The following is a 14,330-nucleotide window of genomic DNA, read 5'->3' on the forward strand; positions in this document are numbered from 1 at the left end:
GCCAAGCGAGACCATCGTCTGGTCAAGCTGCACAAGGGAAGCCACGGGTCCGATAACCCGCACCCGGTGGTGCAGGACGTGGGGGCGTATTTTTTCCGTGAGAGGAAAGGGATTTTCGCATTCGTGCACCATGCGATGGGCGCAGCGGGTGCGGGGCTGGATGCTCTTGTGGCCTACGACTCGGCATGTCGCCCTCGCATCGCTACTCGGGAGGTGTTCGGCCTGTTGGCCGAGTGCTCGCGTCGTGACGGTGAGACGGTCGAGGACTTCTCCCGGTGGGTCGTGTCGCGGCAGCATGATCTCGGCCGGTACCGGGGAGGGTCGTCCGGGTTCGATGACGAGGCCCGGTCCTTTGCCGCCGCGCATTTCCGCAGCACCGGTATCCCGGCTTCGCCGGGGGAGGTTTTGGTGTGCTGTGGCGGCGCTAAGGGCAGCATGATGGCGATGCTCGGGGCGGTGATGTGCCGGCATGAGGGCGAGAAGGTGCATCGGATGTCCGGGCGGGTGCTCGCTCCGGTCGGCTACTACCAGAGTTTGCGGATTCTGCCGCCCATCGTCGGCGGCACCATCGACGTCGCAGCGAGCTTGGACGGCCCGGACGTGCAGGCGTGGCTTGCCGACACCGCCCGCGAGTGCGGCCGGGTGATCTATGCGCCGTTGGTGAACAATGTCGATGGCAACGTGCTTACGGAGTCGCGTGCGCGCGGGATCGCGGCGGCGGTGCTGGAGTACAACCGACGCCACCCCGGGAACCCGGCATATGTGCTGGGCGATGACATCTACGCCGGTAGCTACCTGGCGCCCGGAGCCTCGACGCGGCCGATCGGGTCCATCCGCGGTGACGAACTCGGCAGCCCGGACTTGGGGAACATGTCGGATTGGGTTCTGTCGGTGGTGACACCGAGTAAGACCTACGCGCTACCCACGAGCCGCATCGCTTTCGCTCACACCGGCAACAAGGCTCTGCGGTCAGCGGTGGCGCACTACCGCACGATGCTGTCCTACGGACGGGTGCCACAAGGCGACGAGCTGACCGCCGCGGCTGCGATCTGCCTCACCCCGCAGCGATGGATCGACCGGTGGAACCGCACCTACGCGCAGCGGGTCGACCGGCTCTGTACCCGCTTGCAGGCCATCAACGAAAACCTCGGGATGGACGCTTTCCGGCTCACCAGGCCGGACGGCGGCTGGTACGCGGCACTGCGCATCCATCAAGGGCTGTTCGCCGACCCACGGGTTCGTTCCAGCGTCCACGCTCTGGCGGTCTGCCTGAACTACGGCCGCGAGCGCCGCGACACCGGACTCGCCCTGCTCCCCGGCGAGCTCTCCGGCTACCGGGTCACGCCAGGCTCGCCGGACTACATCCTGCGGGCCAGCGTCGCCGTCGGTGACGACGACCTCGACGAGTTCACACACCGTTTGGCAGATCTCGGCGCGCTGCTACGCAGCCCCGCCAGGCCGGCCGCGATCACGCACGCACTCGACCGCGCCCGCGCTGTCGTGCACGATCTCGACACCATCGTCGAGACCGCCTGATCAGGCGGTGCGATCATCCCCCTGCTGTCAGGTGCTCGCGCTACGATCAAGCCCCATATCTTGTAGATCAACCATCGCATTAACCCCAATTGTTGGGGTGATGAAAAGGAGCGACATGTCCGGAAGTGTCGGCATCGCCGAGGTCACGGTCACGCCGACTATCACCCGCCGCCGATTGCCCCGGGTTCGGTCCGGGCAGCGGATCTCGGCCTCGGTCGGGGGCGTCGACCTGGAGGTCATCATGGACCTCGACAACGACGGGCAGCTGTGCGACATCCACCTGCCCGAATCCGGCCCGCACGGCTCGTTCCAGCATGGCATGCTCAGTGCCTACGTCTCGATGATGTCGCTCGCCCTGCGCTACGGCGCTCCGCTGGAAGAGATCGTGGACCGCTTCGTGCACACCCGATTCGAGCCCAGCGGCTACACCGACGCCCCCGACATCCCACGCGCCGCAAGCGTCGTTGACTACCTCGCCCGCCGCATAGCCTTGGACTTCCTGCCCCGAACCCGGCAGGAAATCCTCGGCATCGCTCCCGGTACCCGCGCCGTGGCATGAACGCTGAAGGCCGGGGCGAGTTGGCCGGTGTGGACAACTCGTGTTCGGGCTGGTCGTCGGGTGTGTGGCGTTGCGTCAGCCCGAGCGCGGTGCCGCGGATCTGCCCGCGGCCGGTGGTGCGGCGCCACTGGACAGCGACCGTGACCGTGCCCTCGTAGGGCCTGCCGGGCAGGGGGAACGGTCCGCGGCGACGGTCGGCGAACTCGCTGCCGACGGCCCAGGTCTCGACGACCTCGGCGCGGCCGGCGGGGTCGGTGATGACGATCCCGCCCTCGCCGGTGGTGCCCGGCTCGGCGGTGTCTAGTGTGGACGGTTCGACGTAGGGGTTGGTTTTAGCGAACCGGGCCTCGACGACCGTCTCGAACCTCCACGGGCGGGCGAGCCCGCTGCCGACATCTGCTCGATGGTGACGATCGGAACCTGCTTCTCGGGGACTTGAGGCGCTCGGGTCCGCTCCATCGGCGAGCGATCAAGCTCCTCCTCGTCCACCAACCACGTGAAGAACGTCCGCAAGCTTCGGTAGTGGTTGTGTGCGTTGCCCGCGCGCCCACGATCCAGTAGATGCTGCATGTAGTCGCGGATATCTTGCGCCTTGATCGTGGCCGGCTCGACCGGCGTCGGCTGCGAGCTTGCCCAGTCGCCGAGCTGCCTCACCGCGTGCAGGTAGATCCGCACCGTGTTCGGCGACTTGTTGTCAGCTCCGAGGGAGCGGCGCCACTCTCGCGCAAGGGTTCCCCACTCGCCTGGGGCGGAGGTGTACGGCGCTTTCATGATCTCCATCCTGGCGTCGAAGTGTCGCCAGGCGTGTGCACTGGAACCGCCGTGCTCGCTCAACTGTGCACTGACACAAACGCCCCTGACTAGTGTTTCACCAGGTCAGGGGCGGTGCAGCGGAAGCGGGGGGATTCGAACCCCCGGTCGCTCTCGCGACGCTCGCTTTCAAGGTCTGCGAGTGACCGTTCGGAACTTCGTTTCTGCTGCTCACGCGGCAAGTCGCGAGAAAGCTGCAACAGTGGGGGATAGCTCGTAACGGGACGAACTGAGACCAGAACTGAGACCGCATTCCTGCCTTGCTGCCGGGCCTAGTCGCGACCCTGGCGGTGCTTCTGCGCAAGCTGGCGGAGTTCCTTGCGGACCGTTTCGAGGTCGAACCGGTACTTGCCTCCTGGTGTTACCAGCGCGACGGTGATCAGCCCCTCGTCCGCGTAGCGGCTGATCGACCGGCGAGAGATTCCAAGCTCTTTCGCCAGTTCACCGGATGAGAGCAGCCGCATGACCTGAACGTATGGCCGGGCGCTGTCCTGTGCTGCCTGGCTGGCCTCAGCGGCCTAACTGGCCTATATGCTGGCCCGACTGGCCTCAATGTCTGATTTTGAGAGGTGGGGCATGACCTCTGGACGCGTCGCGCTTGCTGTCCTGCTCCGCGCGGCACAGTGGGAGCTTGATAAAGCCGCGTTCGAGCTGGGCGCCGGCCGATACACGAAGGACGAGCGGCACCGTCTCGCTGACCAACTCGTCGAGCTTGCATCGGTGTTGCGGCATGACGAGGTGGCCCCCCTGAACCTCGCCGAACGCAACGAAGCCCTCTGAGTCGATCTCAGCGCCTCTTGAGAGGCCTTCTCTCGGCTAGTAATTCCGCGGAGCATTCCGAATAGCGGTCGCTACAAGGACAGCCTCCAGAACTGATCTGAGGGGCAACCGGACGACGATCAACGCTAGCGTTCCGTGCTAGCGCGCTAGCGTGGAGTGCTAGCAGCAGAAAAGCGCCCCCAGTGCCGTGATGGCACTGGGGGCGCCTTGCTCATAGTGGTGAGATTGCTGCGGTGGGGCCACCAACCCCACTGTTACAGCCTCGGTCGTGTCCCCAGGATTGTCCCCGCATCGACGTGCTATTTCTGCTGGTCAGTGCCATGCGGGGACAGCGGGGACAGTAGGGACAGGTCCCCGCTCGGAGGTTGCCAGGTGTTCACGATCCCTTTCCGAGAAGCTTCTCCAGGTCCTCGGCCGACACGGCACAGCGGAAGCCGGTGTCGTCGTCCCACATGGTCTCTGAGGCGTCGTTGAACGACGATGGCGTTGCACGGTCGAATTGGCTGGTCCAAGCGCCGCCCTTCAGCTCGTACCTGCCAGGCTTCGACTCGGTGGAGCACCACTCCCAGACGTTTCCGCACATGTCGTAGACGCCGTACGGGCTGATGCCGCTCTGGTAGTGGTCGACCGCCGTCGTGGAACCCACGCCGTTCTCACGAACGTTGCACTTCGCTGGTGTGGGCTGGTCGCCCCAGGGGTAAGCGATGCCGCGCGTTCCCCTGGCGGCCTTTTCCCATTGCTGGGTAGTGGGCAGGGACTTCCCTGCCCACTTCGCATAGGCGGCGGCGTCTTTCCAGGTCACGAAGACAACCGGGTGGTTCGTGAGTTCCTGGGGACACTGGCCATTGGTCCAGTGCTGCGGCGGTGTGTGCTCGGTCGCGGAGACGAACCGGGCGTAGTCCGCATTGCTCACCAGGTGAACATCGATGTAGTACGCGGGCAGCCACACCGGCGTGTTGCTCGGGCCGGACAGGAAGACACTCCCGTCCACCTTGACCATCGGGCTGCCGTCCATGGGATGCCGAATCTTGCTGCTGCCGATGGGCTCGATGGTATCGTTCGCTTGCCCCGAGACCTGGGCGCCGTTGGTGAGGTGGGTGAAGCGCGCCTTCGTGTCCGGGTCGCATCGTGACAGGGCAGTATCGAGCGCCGCCTGGTTGACCGGCCGAGGCGTGATGTTCGCCCCGGCCGCTTCCCACTTCGAGATCATCCGCTCGCTGACCCCGAGATGGGCAGCGAATTCCCGGATGCTCATCCTCTTTGCTTCACGAAGTCCCCGGACCTCGGCCCCGGACCAGACCTGCACGTTCGCCACTCTCGCTCCCCTGTTCACATTCCGTCGGGAGCCTAATCGGCGGTGTGCGGTCCTCACACCCCTTCAGTGGGAATGTCGGCGTAGAGCTCGCGAAGCTCGCTGAACACCTTGTGGTCGTCAGACCACTCGGCACTGTCAACCGCCCTGACTGCCCGGATGCCGGTGCTCGCGTTGGTTGCGAAAACGGCTTCCATGTCGGCCAGATCGGCGAGCGTGATCGGCTCCGTGGTGACCGGCTCGTCGAGCGCCTGGTGGAGAAGCGTCATCGTGATTCCGGCCAGGTATTCGGACCTTGGCCAGACGATCTGTCCGTCTCGAACGAAGCCGATGTTCGACGTGGCGATCTCGGAGATGGTCCCGTCCGGGTTCAAGAACAGCACATCATCGAAGCCCTCGCGCTGGGCGGCGCGGCGGTGCTTGAGCGTCCCGAACAGCCCGATGTGCTTCACTGCCGGATCGTCGCGCCGGTAGGAAACGGCCTGTAGACGCCACGGTGATGGGATCTCTTGAGTCGCCGAGCGTGTGGTGACCAGGACATGCGGAGTGGCGTCCGAGCCGATGGTGCCCAGGTCTAGGGACGGGTCGTAGATGGTCACACGAACTGTCGTCGGCTGCCTCTTGCCGACCAACGCGTGCCGGATGTAGTGCCGCACACGGTCGATGTCGAGCTCGGCGTCGAACAGTTGGCGGCAATCACGCGCCAGCCGCTGCATGTGCAGGGACAAGCCACGGACGCCGTTCTCCTCAACCAGCATCGAGGTGAAGTGCCCGTAGTTGGTCAGCGCGAGGGCCTTGACCTGGTCGATGTCGGGAGTGGTGCCGTTTAGCTGCATGGCGTCCAGCCTGGCACTTGACCGGCCCATTCTGAACTTCGTCGGAACCGAAGTTCAGCGCTAGTTCAGGGGCGTCGGTTCAGCGGAAGTTCAGCGAAGGGGGTTTTTGGGGCAGTTCTCTCCGAGCGCTTTTGGCCGCAACCTGGATTCATCAGCGACAACAGCAAAACAAGCGACTGTCGCGACACAGGAGGTGGCAATGGCCAAGCAAACGTTTCCAGGGATCAACACCGGCGGCGGCGTGCTGAAGAAGGTGCTTGCAGCGGCGGTTGTGTTTGCCCTATTGGGTTTGATCCTGAACGACCCCGCAGGTGCCGCAACTCTGATCAAGGGGTTGTTCGACCTGTTCGGCGAGCTTGTCAACGCGCTTTCAGTGCTCTTCAAGGGCCTTCTGGGATGACAAGCGCGGCTAGCTCAGTCCTTCGGAAGCTTCCGCTCGATGGCTTCCAGGCGCTGCGTGATGTCCGCCAGCTTGGCGTAGAGGTCGTCGAGACCAGACGACTCGGAGGAGCCGGAAGTGGCCGGCGGGGTGCGCCCGTCGAGGACAGCCGCAAGGTGTTGTCGCGGAAGGCCCAGGGCCTCGGACATCGCTTCGAGCGTCCGTGCCGTGCGCTTGCGCTCTACGAGGTTGTGCTGAAGCTCGCGCACGGTGTGGAGGGCGACGCCAGCGCGGTTCGCGACCTCTTGCTGCGTCAGCTCCAACTGCTCCATTCGGGTGTTGATAGCTGTCGCGACGGCTCTCCAGTCCTTCGCCATTGGCACCCCTTCTGAGCTGCGAATATCGCTGCCAACACTAGTCCCAATCCTGAGCAACATTCCAGGGGAGGGGCCCGCCTGAGCTTGACATGACTAATTTTAGTTGCTGTATTAGTGCTCGTGTTGGTTGCCGGTTTCGCAGAGATCGCACCAATCGCAAGACGAAAAAGCGGAAGCCCCGGTCGGTGCGGCAACACCAACCGGGGCACACATCGAAACCTCTGGAGAAACGATGCAGGTCAACGGTACTGCGGCCCGGATGTTCCGGGTCAAGGCAGTCGCCCAGATGCTCGACGTTCACGTCTCGACGGTCTACCGGCTGGCGGATTCGGGGAGGCTGCACTCGGTCCGGGTGGGTTTCGGCAAGGGAGCGTTGCGCATCCCGGCCGACTCACTGAACGCCTACCTCAAGAGCTTGGGCATGGCCCCGGTCGAGACGCCCGTGACCGACGGCGACTCGGCCGCCGAGGGCACCGACGGCGCGCAGGTTGGGGAGGTGGCCTGAGATGGATCAGCAGGCTTACGGCGTGGTCAACGGCCACGGCAGCGACCTGAACCAGGTGATGGCTGAGACGGCCGCTGAGTTGGCCGCGTGGTTGACCGTGCGCGCTCTCCCGGCTCTGCCTCCGATCGTGGCCCTGCGCATCGACGGCACCGAGGTGGAGGCGCAGTTGCCGCCCGGGATCGGTGGGTCCGTCACTGCCCCCGACGACACGCCCACCCTGCGGCGCCCCAGCGCGCACCCCGGCGTGTGGTACGGCAGCGACGTTGCCGCCTGCGCCCACTGCGACCGGACGATCAACACCTACACGGGCGGACAGTGGACCCACTCCGACGGCCCGAAGTGCGACCCGAAGCTGGTGGCCGAGATCGATGCGCACCGGATCCGGGAGACGCTGCGGGAGTTGGATGTCGAAGACATGCGGCAGGCGCAGAAGATCGCGCATGCGCTCCTGGACAAGGGATTCGGCCCGGTGGTGTCGGCTCAGTTGGCTGCACAGCGGATCAGCGGCACCACGGCCCCGAAGGCGGTGGCGTGATGGCTGCCTTGAAGAAGATCTCCGTGCCGAAGGACCTGCTCACAGGGGACATCGACCGTGCCTACTACGAGTTCATGCGGGTGCTGGTTTCGGAAGACCCGGCGCGGGCGGTAGCTGCTCGCCGCAATCTGGCGCGGCACTACAAGAGCTTGGTCGCGTCGTTGGCTCACCAGTCGATGCCGCTGGCGTACGCGGTGCTTGCCGCTGCGGACGAGCTGCTGAGCGAGGCCAGGAAGATCGAGGCTCGTCACGTCGGGGGTGCGGCGTGATGTCGGCCGACATCGACCACGGGTCGGCTCCGCAGGAGTTCTGGGAGGACTTCACCGGTTACGTCCGGCTCAGCCTGGACAAGCCGACACCGCAAGGCCGCGACCGCTTCGAGCTGGAAGCGGGCTCGCTGGACTACGACGCCAAAGACTACTTCGGCCGCGGCTACTGCCACTGGCTGGCGGGGGCGATCCACTGCCTGACCGGCTGGGACCTCATCACGTTCGACCAACAGCAGCCCGACGGGTCGTGGGTGCCCGCGCACACCGGCGTGAAAACCCCGAAGGGCACGGTGCTCGACATCTTCGGCGAGCACACCCAAGACCAGGTCGCCCAGCGCTACGTCGATCCCGAGAAGGGCCTGAACGTCCGTACCCGCAGCGTGCCGAATGCGGACATGCCCGGTGACGTGATCACCGGTAGCGACGAGCTGCGCGGCGACCCGTTCTGGTGGACCCGAACCCGCTTCAAGGGCCGCATGACCAGCGTCGTGACGCACTTCGCGCGCACCGTCCTGCGCCGACGCGGCTACGAGCAGTACCTCACCACCCAACACCAGCCGGCGCCCGCCCGGGTGCCCGAACCCCGTCCTACCCCGACCACAACCACCGCAACGGAAGGTTCTGTTATGTCGACGCTCGCTGAGCAGGCCCGACACGCGCTGTCGCTGGCCAACGAGAAGGCCACCTACGTCCAAGGCGCGTTGCAGCAGGCCAGGTTGGACCTCGACGACATCATCGCCCAGCTGTCCCAGGTCACCGACACCGCCGAAACCGTCATGCAGGCGACGGCCATCTACATGCAGGCCAAGGACAACCTCGAACAGCTCCAGGGCCTCGTCAGCACCGCGGCGGCCGCGACCGACCTGCACGCCGGCGTGCTCTGACCACGATGGAGGACACCACCATGAAGCCCGTTCGCGTCGTGGCCATCAGCTTCGGCTACGGCCACGCCCCGGCCCCGCGCGCTGACATCACGCTTGACGTGCGCCGGCACTTCCGTAATCCGCACCACGACCCCGCGATGCGGTACCTGACCGGGCAGGACCAGGCGGTGCGGGATCACGTGCTCGACACCCCCGGCGTCCTGCGGTTGATCGAGGACACCGCCGATCTGGTGCGCAACCTCCTCAACGCCTCTGCCGCCACGAACCAGGTGTTGGTCGCGGTCGGCTGTGTCGGTGGCCGACACCGCAGCGTGGCCATCGCCGAAGGCATCGCGGCCGCTGTGGTCATCGGAGGGATCAACGCCGCCGTCAGCCACCGCGACATCGACCGTGAGGTCCTGCCCGCAGGAACCCACCAGCGCCTCGACAACACCGAGCAGTACGGGCAGCGGCTCTAAGCCGGGGGGGTAAGGGCATGGACGAGATCAAGCACAAGTTGTGGAAGCGGTCGTGGTGGGACGGGTCGGTGACCGGCTGGTGTGGCCAGACGTTCCCGTCGGGCCATTACCGGGAGAGCTGGTTCGGCGGCGGGACCACCTGCCCCGGCTGCATAGCCGCATGGAAAGCGAGGAAGCGATGAGCAAGACCGAGAGGATGGCCATGACCGTGAACGAGTCGACGCCTGCGACCTACGACGAGAAGACGGAGCACCTGCGGGTTGTCGCCGAGCGCGGCGCTGACGCCCGGAAGCTCTGCGGGGCGATCACGGGTTGGCCGCGGCGGCGGGCGGTGCGGGTGCGCGCTGAGCAGGTGTGGGACGCCTTGAGCGTGCTGAAGACCAGCCCGCCCGGCTACCGCTCGGTGCAGGCGATGCAGGACACCCCGCCGGATGGCAGGACCACCAGCAACATCGGCGGCCCGACGCCGACGATCTCCCGGACGTGGGCGGCTGAAGTTCGCCGCACCTTCATCACAGCGTTCTGCGCGGCCCCGGAAGCCGTGACCCCCCAGATCAACAGCGAGCAGTGAGGACAAGAGCAATGAGCCGCTACCTGGAAGAAGCCGCCGCCCTGATCCGCAAGGCCGCCGAGGACGACGAGCACATGTGTGGCGGGACGACCAAGGTCCGCTTGGAGTGCGCACAGAGGTTCGCGGAGTTGGCCGCGATCGAGAAGGGCTTGCTGCCGGACCGGTTGGCCGCGAAGTACGTCGCCGAGGGCTACAGCGCCCGCTAGAGACGCCCCGGCCCAGCAGCATTCCCGCCAAGAACTGCCTGCTGGGCCGGGTCTCCCAATCGCCTCATCGACTTTTAGGAGATTTCCGATGCTAGAGCTTTGGGTCACGGCCCGTTGTGACGAGTGCGGCGACCTGTACGGCGCGCACGTCGATGGTGTCGTGCATTTCCGCACCGCCGTCGAGGCGGCGAAGGAGATCACCACGCCGTACCACGACGAACTGACCTGGGTGGTCGGCGATAACGGGCGGCTGCGGTGCGACGTCTGCGAGGCGCGCCGGTGGTGCGCCGAGTACGGGCACGACTGGTCGAAGTGGCTTCACGTCATGCGCCAGGACGTCGCCGAGCTGCTCACGTACCGGATGCGGTTCTGCTCACGGTGCCCGGAAACCGAAACCACCGGATCCACCGGGTCGAAGGAGGTCACGGCATGAAAACGCTGGTGGAAGCCCTGGCGATCACGTTGGGGCTGCTGATCCTCGGTGTCCGGTTCCTGTTCCTCGGTGTGTTCACCGCCGGACTGCCGGTGGTGGGCCTGTTGGTGGCGGCGCTGGTGTCGGGTGCGGTGCGTACCGCCGTGCTGATGGCGGTGTTCCCGCTGGTGACGCTGGCCTACCTGACGATCGTTGCGGCTGATGCCGCCGGCCGCCACGTTCCGGCTCCCCGCTTGCCGCGACCGCTGGAGGTGGCGTGATGACGACGTACTACGACCACAAGGCCGAACGGTTGGCGGCGGCCGGGCAGGCCGAGACGGCCAAGGCCGAGGCAGCGGTGAAGTTCGCCGACGCGCAGACGAAGCTGATCGCCGCGAACGGCGAGCAGGCTCGCGAGAACCGGAAGGCCAGGCAGGACGAGAAGCGCGAGAACGCCGAGCGTCGTGCCAAGGCGTTGGGTTCGGCGGCCGGGTGGCTGTCGGGGCACGTGGTCGAGCTGGCGTTGAGCGTGATCGTGGTGGTGCCGGCGGTGATGGCCTGGACCGCGATGGCCGCCTACGGCAAGGACGTTTACGGCCCGGTCGGCTGGGGACTGCCGCTGTTCAGTGAGGCGGCGATGTGGGCGTTCGCGTTCGCCTCCCACGCCGCCCGCAAGAGCGAGACGCCGCGCCCCACGGGGTGGTTGCAGGTCGGGATCTGGTTTTTCGCTGCCGTCGCCGGGGTCCTCAACTTCATCCACGGCCTGACCATGCCCGAAGGTGGTGTCGGCGACGGCGTGGTCATGGCCCTGGTCAGCGTCGGCGGGGTGGTAGCACACCAGCTGATCACCGCCGCGCCGATGCGGACCCGCCGCAGCGCGGCCGAACGCCGCGCCGCCCGCACGAACCGGGTGGCGGTCCGGCGGGTGACCCGGATGGAACGGGCCGCGGTGCGCCGGGCGGTGGGCGAGCTCGCCACGGATGGGACGGTGCGGCTGCTCTACACCCCGGGCATGGTCACCCTGGACGGGCGGCTGCGGTCGCGACTGGTTCCCACGGTGGTTCCCGGCCTCCCTGTGGCCGGTGAGGATGCCGAGTTCGACGCGGAGCTGCGTGCCCTGCTCGACGAGGCGTCGGAACCGTCGGGAACAGCACAAACACCCGACACAGACACCAGCGCGGGAACCACGGTGGACCCGGCCGTGAGCGTTCATCTCGACCGGGTGCGTCAGGCCATCCGCGACGGCGAACTGCCCGCGAAGCCCAGCCGCCGCAAGGTCCAAGCGTTCCTCGGTGTCCGCGCCGGAACCGCGCAGGACGTCATCCGGGAACTGCGCCGCGATGACACCGACGGCAACGCCGCAACCCCCACCGCCGCCTAACAACTCCCCCCGCTGAACCCACGTCGGCCCCGTCGCACACGAAGGCGTTGGGGCGGGGCCGACTTATCCCTTTTTCCGCCCAACCGGCACCGCCGAGAGGTGAAACGACATGATGCCGCACGAGGAGAACTTGATGGGTGAGGTGATCCGGTTCCCTCACCGCACCACCACCGAGCAGCAGACTGACGGGGCGGTCGTGCGCGCGGTCGCCGAACGCATCGACCCCGACCAGGAGACCGAACAGCCCAACGGGGCGTCGACCGAGCTGGCCGAACGCCCGGCCGTTCCTCCGGTGCTGGGCAGGGGAAAGGCCCTGGCTCGGCGGGGTGGCGAGCTGGCGCTGAAGGGGGCGAAGAACACGCCTGCCGCGCTGGCGCAGGGCTTGAAGGCGACGAAGCAGGGTTGGACGGCTTCCGCGCCGGTCCGTGCGCATCTGGCCTACCTCAAGACGGGGGTGTTCGACCTGGGCGGCAGGGCGTGGGCGCGGCTGTTGCACCGGGACCTCACCGCCGCGATCCGGCAGGCGAGGGCGGATCGCAACTACGGCGAGCTGGCCGTGTTGGAGCAGCAGAAACGGGAATCGGCTAATGCGCGTTGGCAGCGGATCAAGACCATGTTCGACGTCGCCGGGACGGCCAGCAAAGCGGCCGGGTGTTCCCTGCTGGTCCTCACGGCCTTGTTCGTGCTGGTGACGGTAGGGGTCGGGGTCTATGCCGGTGGCGCGCAGATCGGCGACTGGATCTCTGAGGCGAACGCGGGCGGCGCGAACTGGGAGAACACGTTTGTCAACGGTTACTGGGCGACCGTGACCGGTACCGGCGAGGCCATCGGCGCGTTCATCGCCGGCGTCTGGGCGGTGATCACCGCCCTGTTCCCGTGGCTGATGGGCGCGGGTGTGGTGGGTGGGATCGCCGCGCTGCACAAGGCAGGCCGCAACTCGGTGAACCTGCCGGAATGGGTCCGGTCGAGCACCGACGCCGAGGAAGGCATGGACTACCTCGACGAAGGTGCGATCCTCGGCGCGCTGCGCAACCTCGGTATCCAGAAGCTTGACCAGGCGTTCAAGGCCGGGTGGGGCGGCGCGGACCATCCGGCGCGGGTGTGGGAGATGGGCCTTGGTCAGGACGGGAAGGGTCAGCGCTGCCAGATCCGTCTCCCGCAAGGGGTTCCGGTGTCGGAGATCAACCGCAAGAAGGGCGTGCTGGCGCACAACCTCGGGCGCACCCCGGCTGAGGTGTGGGTGACCGAGCCCAAAGGACAGGCGTCGGTCATGGATCTGTGGATCGCTGACCAGGGCGTTCTCACCGAACCGGTGGAGGAGTGGCCGCTTTTGGCGGAGCTGGCGACGGTGGTCACCGACTACTTCGCCGGGGTCCCGGTCGGCGTCAACATGCGCGGCGACACCGTGAAGGGCCACTTCTCCGGGAAGAACTGGGCGTCGGCCGGAATGATGGGCTCGGGGAAGTCCACGCTGACCATCACCGCCCTGTGCGGCGCGATGCTGGATCCGCTGGTGGACATCGACGTGTTCGTCATGGCCGAAAACGCCGACTACGAGATTCTCCAGCCCCGCCTGCGGATCCTGGCAACTGGCGCTGGTGAGGCGACCGTGGAAGCGGCCATGAACAACCTCCGGGAGCTCTACGCGGAACTGGAGATCCGGGGCCAGGCGCTCAAAGAGCACACCCGCAACGGTGACCCGGACGCCGAGAAGGTGTCCCGCCGCCTGGCGGAGAAAGACGCCCGGCTGCGGCCCCGGATCATGGTCATCGACGAGTGCCAGGCCCTGTTCATGCACGAGAAACACGGCAAGAAAGCGCAGGAGACGGCGATTCTGCTGATGAACGCCTCCCGGAAGTACGGGATCACGCTGATGTTCCTGACGCCGGAACCCTCTACGGATTCCTTGCCGCGCAAACTCATGGCGGTCATGTCGAACAAGGCGTGCTTCGCCATCGGTGACCAGCAGTCCAACGACGCCATCCTCGGTACCAGCTCCTACAAGCGCGGGATCTCCGCTGTGGGCCTGGAACCGGCCACCGAGGAAGGGCCCGGCGACGTGGGTACCGCGATGACCAGCCTGGGCTTCCTGTCCAAGCCGGGCCTCATGCGGTCGTACTACGTGCCACGCAGCCAGCACAAAGCGATCGTGCAGCGCGCCCTGGAGATCCGCCAGGCCGCGAACGTCGCCGCCGAGACCACGGCCCCGGAGAAGCGGGACGTGCTGGCCGACGCCTTGGCGGTGATGGGTACTGAGGTCACCCGCGCGTCGAAGGTCGTGGACGTGATGGGCGCCCGGTGGGCCGAGTACAGCGACTGGGCCATCGCCGATCTCGTGGACGCGTTGGCTACGGAGGGTGTCCGGGTGCCCTCCACCGACCGGAAGTGGCTCGTGGACCCCGGCAAGCTCCGCGAGGCCCTGGCAGCCCGGTCCGAATGAGCCTGACGGTCCCCCTCCGCACCCCCTGATTTCCGGGGTTTGGAGGGGGACCACCGCCGGCCCCTCATTCGCCTCATTCT

The 14,330-nt window shown here is 66.6% G+C and carries 21 protein-coding genes and 1 tRNA gene; 16 read left to right on the plus strand and 6 right to left on the minus strand.

Going from position 1 to position 14,330, the window contains the following annotated elements:
* Window positions 1–123: 123 nt before the first annotated feature.
* The 3 genes from ACRXBZ_RS20655 to ACRXBZ_RS20665 all read left to right on the plus strand — a co-directional run bounded on the left by ACRXBZ_RS20655 (window position 124) and on the right by ACRXBZ_RS20665 (window position 2,399).
* Window positions 124–1,536 carry an aminotransferase class I/II-fold pyridoxal phosphate-dependent enzyme gene (locus ACRXBZ_RS20655; protein ID WP_433880491.1) on the plus strand — a complete coding sequence of 471 codons (1,413 nt, stop codon included), beginning with the start codon at window positions 124–126 and terminating at the stop codon, window positions 1,534–1,536.
* A 115-nt stretch (window positions 1,537–1,651) separates the two neighbouring features.
* The gene (locus ACRXBZ_RS20660; protein ID WP_433880492.1) at window positions 1,652–2,095 is read left to right on the plus strand and encodes a TSCPD domain-containing protein; all 444 of its coding nucleotides are present in this window, start codon (window positions 1,652–1,654) and stop codon (window positions 2,093–2,095) included.
* A 40-nt stretch (window positions 2,096–2,135) separates the two neighbouring features.
* Complete coding sequence (locus ACRXBZ_RS20665) at window positions 2,136–2,399, plus strand: hypothetical protein (RefSeq protein WP_433880493.1); 264 nt, start codon at window positions 2,136–2,138, stop codon at window positions 2,397–2,399.
* Here the strand turns inward: ACRXBZ_RS20665 and ACRXBZ_RS20670 are convergent.
* The 3 genes from ACRXBZ_RS20670 to ACRXBZ_RS20680 form a co-directional block, all read right to left on the minus strand.
* The gene (locus tag ACRXBZ_RS20670; protein WP_433880494.1) at window positions 2,396–2,866 is read right to left on the minus strand and encodes a tyrosine-type recombinase/integrase; all 471 of its coding nucleotides are present in this window, start codon (window positions 2,864–2,866) and stop codon (window positions 2,396–2,398) included. The two genes, ACRXBZ_RS20665 and ACRXBZ_RS20670, sit on opposite strands and share 4 nt — an antisense overlap.
* Window positions 2,867–2,986: 120 nt before the next feature.
* Window positions 2,987–3,070, minus strand: a tRNA-OTHER gene (locus tag ACRXBZ_RS20675).
* A gap of 107 nt (window positions 3,071–3,177) precedes the next feature.
* The gene (locus ACRXBZ_RS20680) at window positions 3,178–3,369 is read right to left on the minus strand and encodes a helix-turn-helix domain-containing protein (RefSeq protein ID WP_433880495.1); all 192 of its coding nucleotides are present in this window, start codon (window positions 3,367–3,369) and stop codon (window positions 3,178–3,180) included.
* Window positions 3,370–3,481: 112 nt separating this feature from the next.
* Here ACRXBZ_RS20680 and ACRXBZ_RS20685 point away from each other — a divergent pair, with 112 nt between their 5' ends.
* Complete coding sequence (locus ACRXBZ_RS20685; protein WP_433880496.1) at window positions 3,482–3,685, plus strand: hypothetical protein; 204 nt, start codon at window positions 3,482–3,484, stop codon at window positions 3,683–3,685.
* Between the two features lie 376 nt (window positions 3,686–4,061).
* Here ACRXBZ_RS20685 and ACRXBZ_RS20690 read toward each other — a convergent pair whose 3' ends face one another.
* A complete protein-coding gene (locus tag ACRXBZ_RS20690; RefSeq protein WP_433880497.1) occupies window positions 4,062–5,000 on the minus strand; it encodes an SUMF1/EgtB/PvdO family nonheme iron enzyme in 939 nt (312 codons plus the stop codon).
* 53 nt (window positions 5,001–5,053) lie between these two features.
* Window positions 5,054–5,863 carry an aminotransferase class IV family protein gene (locus tag ACRXBZ_RS20695; RefSeq protein WP_433880498.1) on the minus strand — a complete coding sequence of 270 codons (810 nt, stop codon included), beginning with the start codon at window positions 5,861–5,863 and terminating at the stop codon, window positions 5,054–5,056.
* Between the two features lie 169 nt (window positions 5,864–6,032).
* Here ACRXBZ_RS20695 and ACRXBZ_RS20700 point away from each other — a divergent pair, with 169 nt between their 5' ends.
* Window positions 6,033–6,233, plus strand: a complete 201-nt coding sequence (locus ACRXBZ_RS20700) for a hypothetical protein (protein ID WP_433880499.1) — start codon at window positions 6,033–6,035, stop codon at window positions 6,231–6,233.
* Between the two features lie 14 nt (window positions 6,234–6,247).
* On the opposite strand, the gene ACRXBZ_RS20705 is transcribed toward ACRXBZ_RS20700, so the two are convergent.
* Window positions 6,248–6,589, minus strand: a complete 342-nt coding sequence (locus tag ACRXBZ_RS20705) for a helix-turn-helix domain-containing protein (RefSeq protein ID WP_433880500.1) — start codon at window positions 6,587–6,589, stop codon at window positions 6,248–6,250.
* Window positions 6,590–6,821: 232 nt separating this feature from the next.
* Here ACRXBZ_RS20705 and ACRXBZ_RS20710 point away from each other — a divergent pair, with 232 nt between their 5' ends.
* From ACRXBZ_RS20710 to ACRXBZ_RS20760, 11 genes are all read left to right on the plus strand, one after another.
* Window positions 6,822–7,094, plus strand: a complete 273-nt coding sequence (locus ACRXBZ_RS20710) for a helix-turn-helix domain-containing protein (RefSeq protein ID WP_433880501.1) — start codon at window positions 6,822–6,824, stop codon at window positions 7,092–7,094.
* A 1-nt stretch (window position 7,095) separates the two neighbouring features.
* Window positions 7,096–7,629, plus strand: coding sequence for a hypothetical protein (locus ACRXBZ_RS20715; protein ID WP_433880502.1), 534 nt, complete (start codon window positions 7,096–7,098; stop codon window positions 7,627–7,629).
* Window positions 7,629–7,898: a hypothetical protein gene (locus ACRXBZ_RS20720; protein WP_433880503.1), complete on the plus strand. Its 270-nt coding sequence runs from the start codon at window positions 7,629–7,631 to the stop codon at window positions 7,896–7,898. The genes ACRXBZ_RS20715 and ACRXBZ_RS20720 overlap by 1 nt, the downstream gene beginning before the upstream one ends.
* A complete protein-coding gene (locus ACRXBZ_RS20725) occupies window positions 7,898–8,782 on the plus strand; it encodes a hypothetical protein (protein WP_433880504.1) in 885 nt (294 codons plus the stop codon). Before ACRXBZ_RS20720 ends, ACRXBZ_RS20725 begins: the two co-directional genes overlap by 1 nt.
* A gap of 20 nt (window positions 8,783–8,802) precedes the next feature.
* On the plus strand, window positions 8,803–9,240 hold the full coding sequence (locus tag ACRXBZ_RS20730) for a RapZ C-terminal domain-containing protein (protein ID WP_433880505.1): 438 nt from the start codon (window positions 8,803–8,805) through the stop codon (window positions 9,238–9,240).
* Window positions 9,241–9,292: 52 nt separating this feature from the next.
* Window positions 9,293–9,811, plus strand: a complete 519-nt coding sequence (locus tag ACRXBZ_RS20735; protein WP_433880506.1) for a hypothetical protein — start codon at window positions 9,293–9,295, stop codon at window positions 9,809–9,811.
* An 11-nt stretch (window positions 9,812–9,822) separates the two neighbouring features.
* Window positions 9,823–10,017, plus strand: coding sequence for a hypothetical protein (locus ACRXBZ_RS20740; protein ID WP_433880507.1), 195 nt, complete (start codon window positions 9,823–9,825; stop codon window positions 10,015–10,017).
* A gap of 88 nt (window positions 10,018–10,105) precedes the next feature.
* Window positions 10,106–10,450 carry a hypothetical protein gene (locus ACRXBZ_RS20745; RefSeq protein WP_433880508.1) on the plus strand — a complete coding sequence of 115 codons (345 nt, stop codon included), beginning with the start codon at window positions 10,106–10,108 and terminating at the stop codon, window positions 10,448–10,450.
* Window positions 10,447–10,710 carry a hypothetical protein gene (locus ACRXBZ_RS20750; RefSeq protein WP_433880509.1) on the plus strand — a complete coding sequence of 88 codons (264 nt, stop codon included), beginning with the start codon at window positions 10,447–10,449 and terminating at the stop codon, window positions 10,708–10,710. Before ACRXBZ_RS20745 ends, ACRXBZ_RS20750 begins: the two co-directional genes overlap by 4 nt.
* Window positions 10,710–11,810, plus strand: a complete 1,101-nt coding sequence (locus tag ACRXBZ_RS20755) for a hypothetical protein (protein WP_433880510.1) — start codon at window positions 10,710–10,712, stop codon at window positions 11,808–11,810. The genes ACRXBZ_RS20750 and ACRXBZ_RS20755 overlap by 1 nt, the downstream gene beginning before the upstream one ends.
* A gap of 133 nt (window positions 11,811–11,943) precedes the next feature.
* Window positions 11,944–14,250, plus strand: coding sequence for a P-loop NTPase family protein (locus ACRXBZ_RS20760; protein WP_433880511.1), 2,307 nt, complete (start codon window positions 11,944–11,946; stop codon window positions 14,248–14,250).
* The last annotated feature ends 80 nt before the right edge of the window (window positions 14,251–14,330 follow it).

It is taken from the genome of Saccharopolyspora hattusasensis (genome assembly GCF_050972075.1).
GTDB lineage: Bacteria > Actinomycetota > Actinomycetes > Mycobacteriales > Pseudonocardiaceae > Saccharopolyspora > Saccharopolyspora hattusasensis.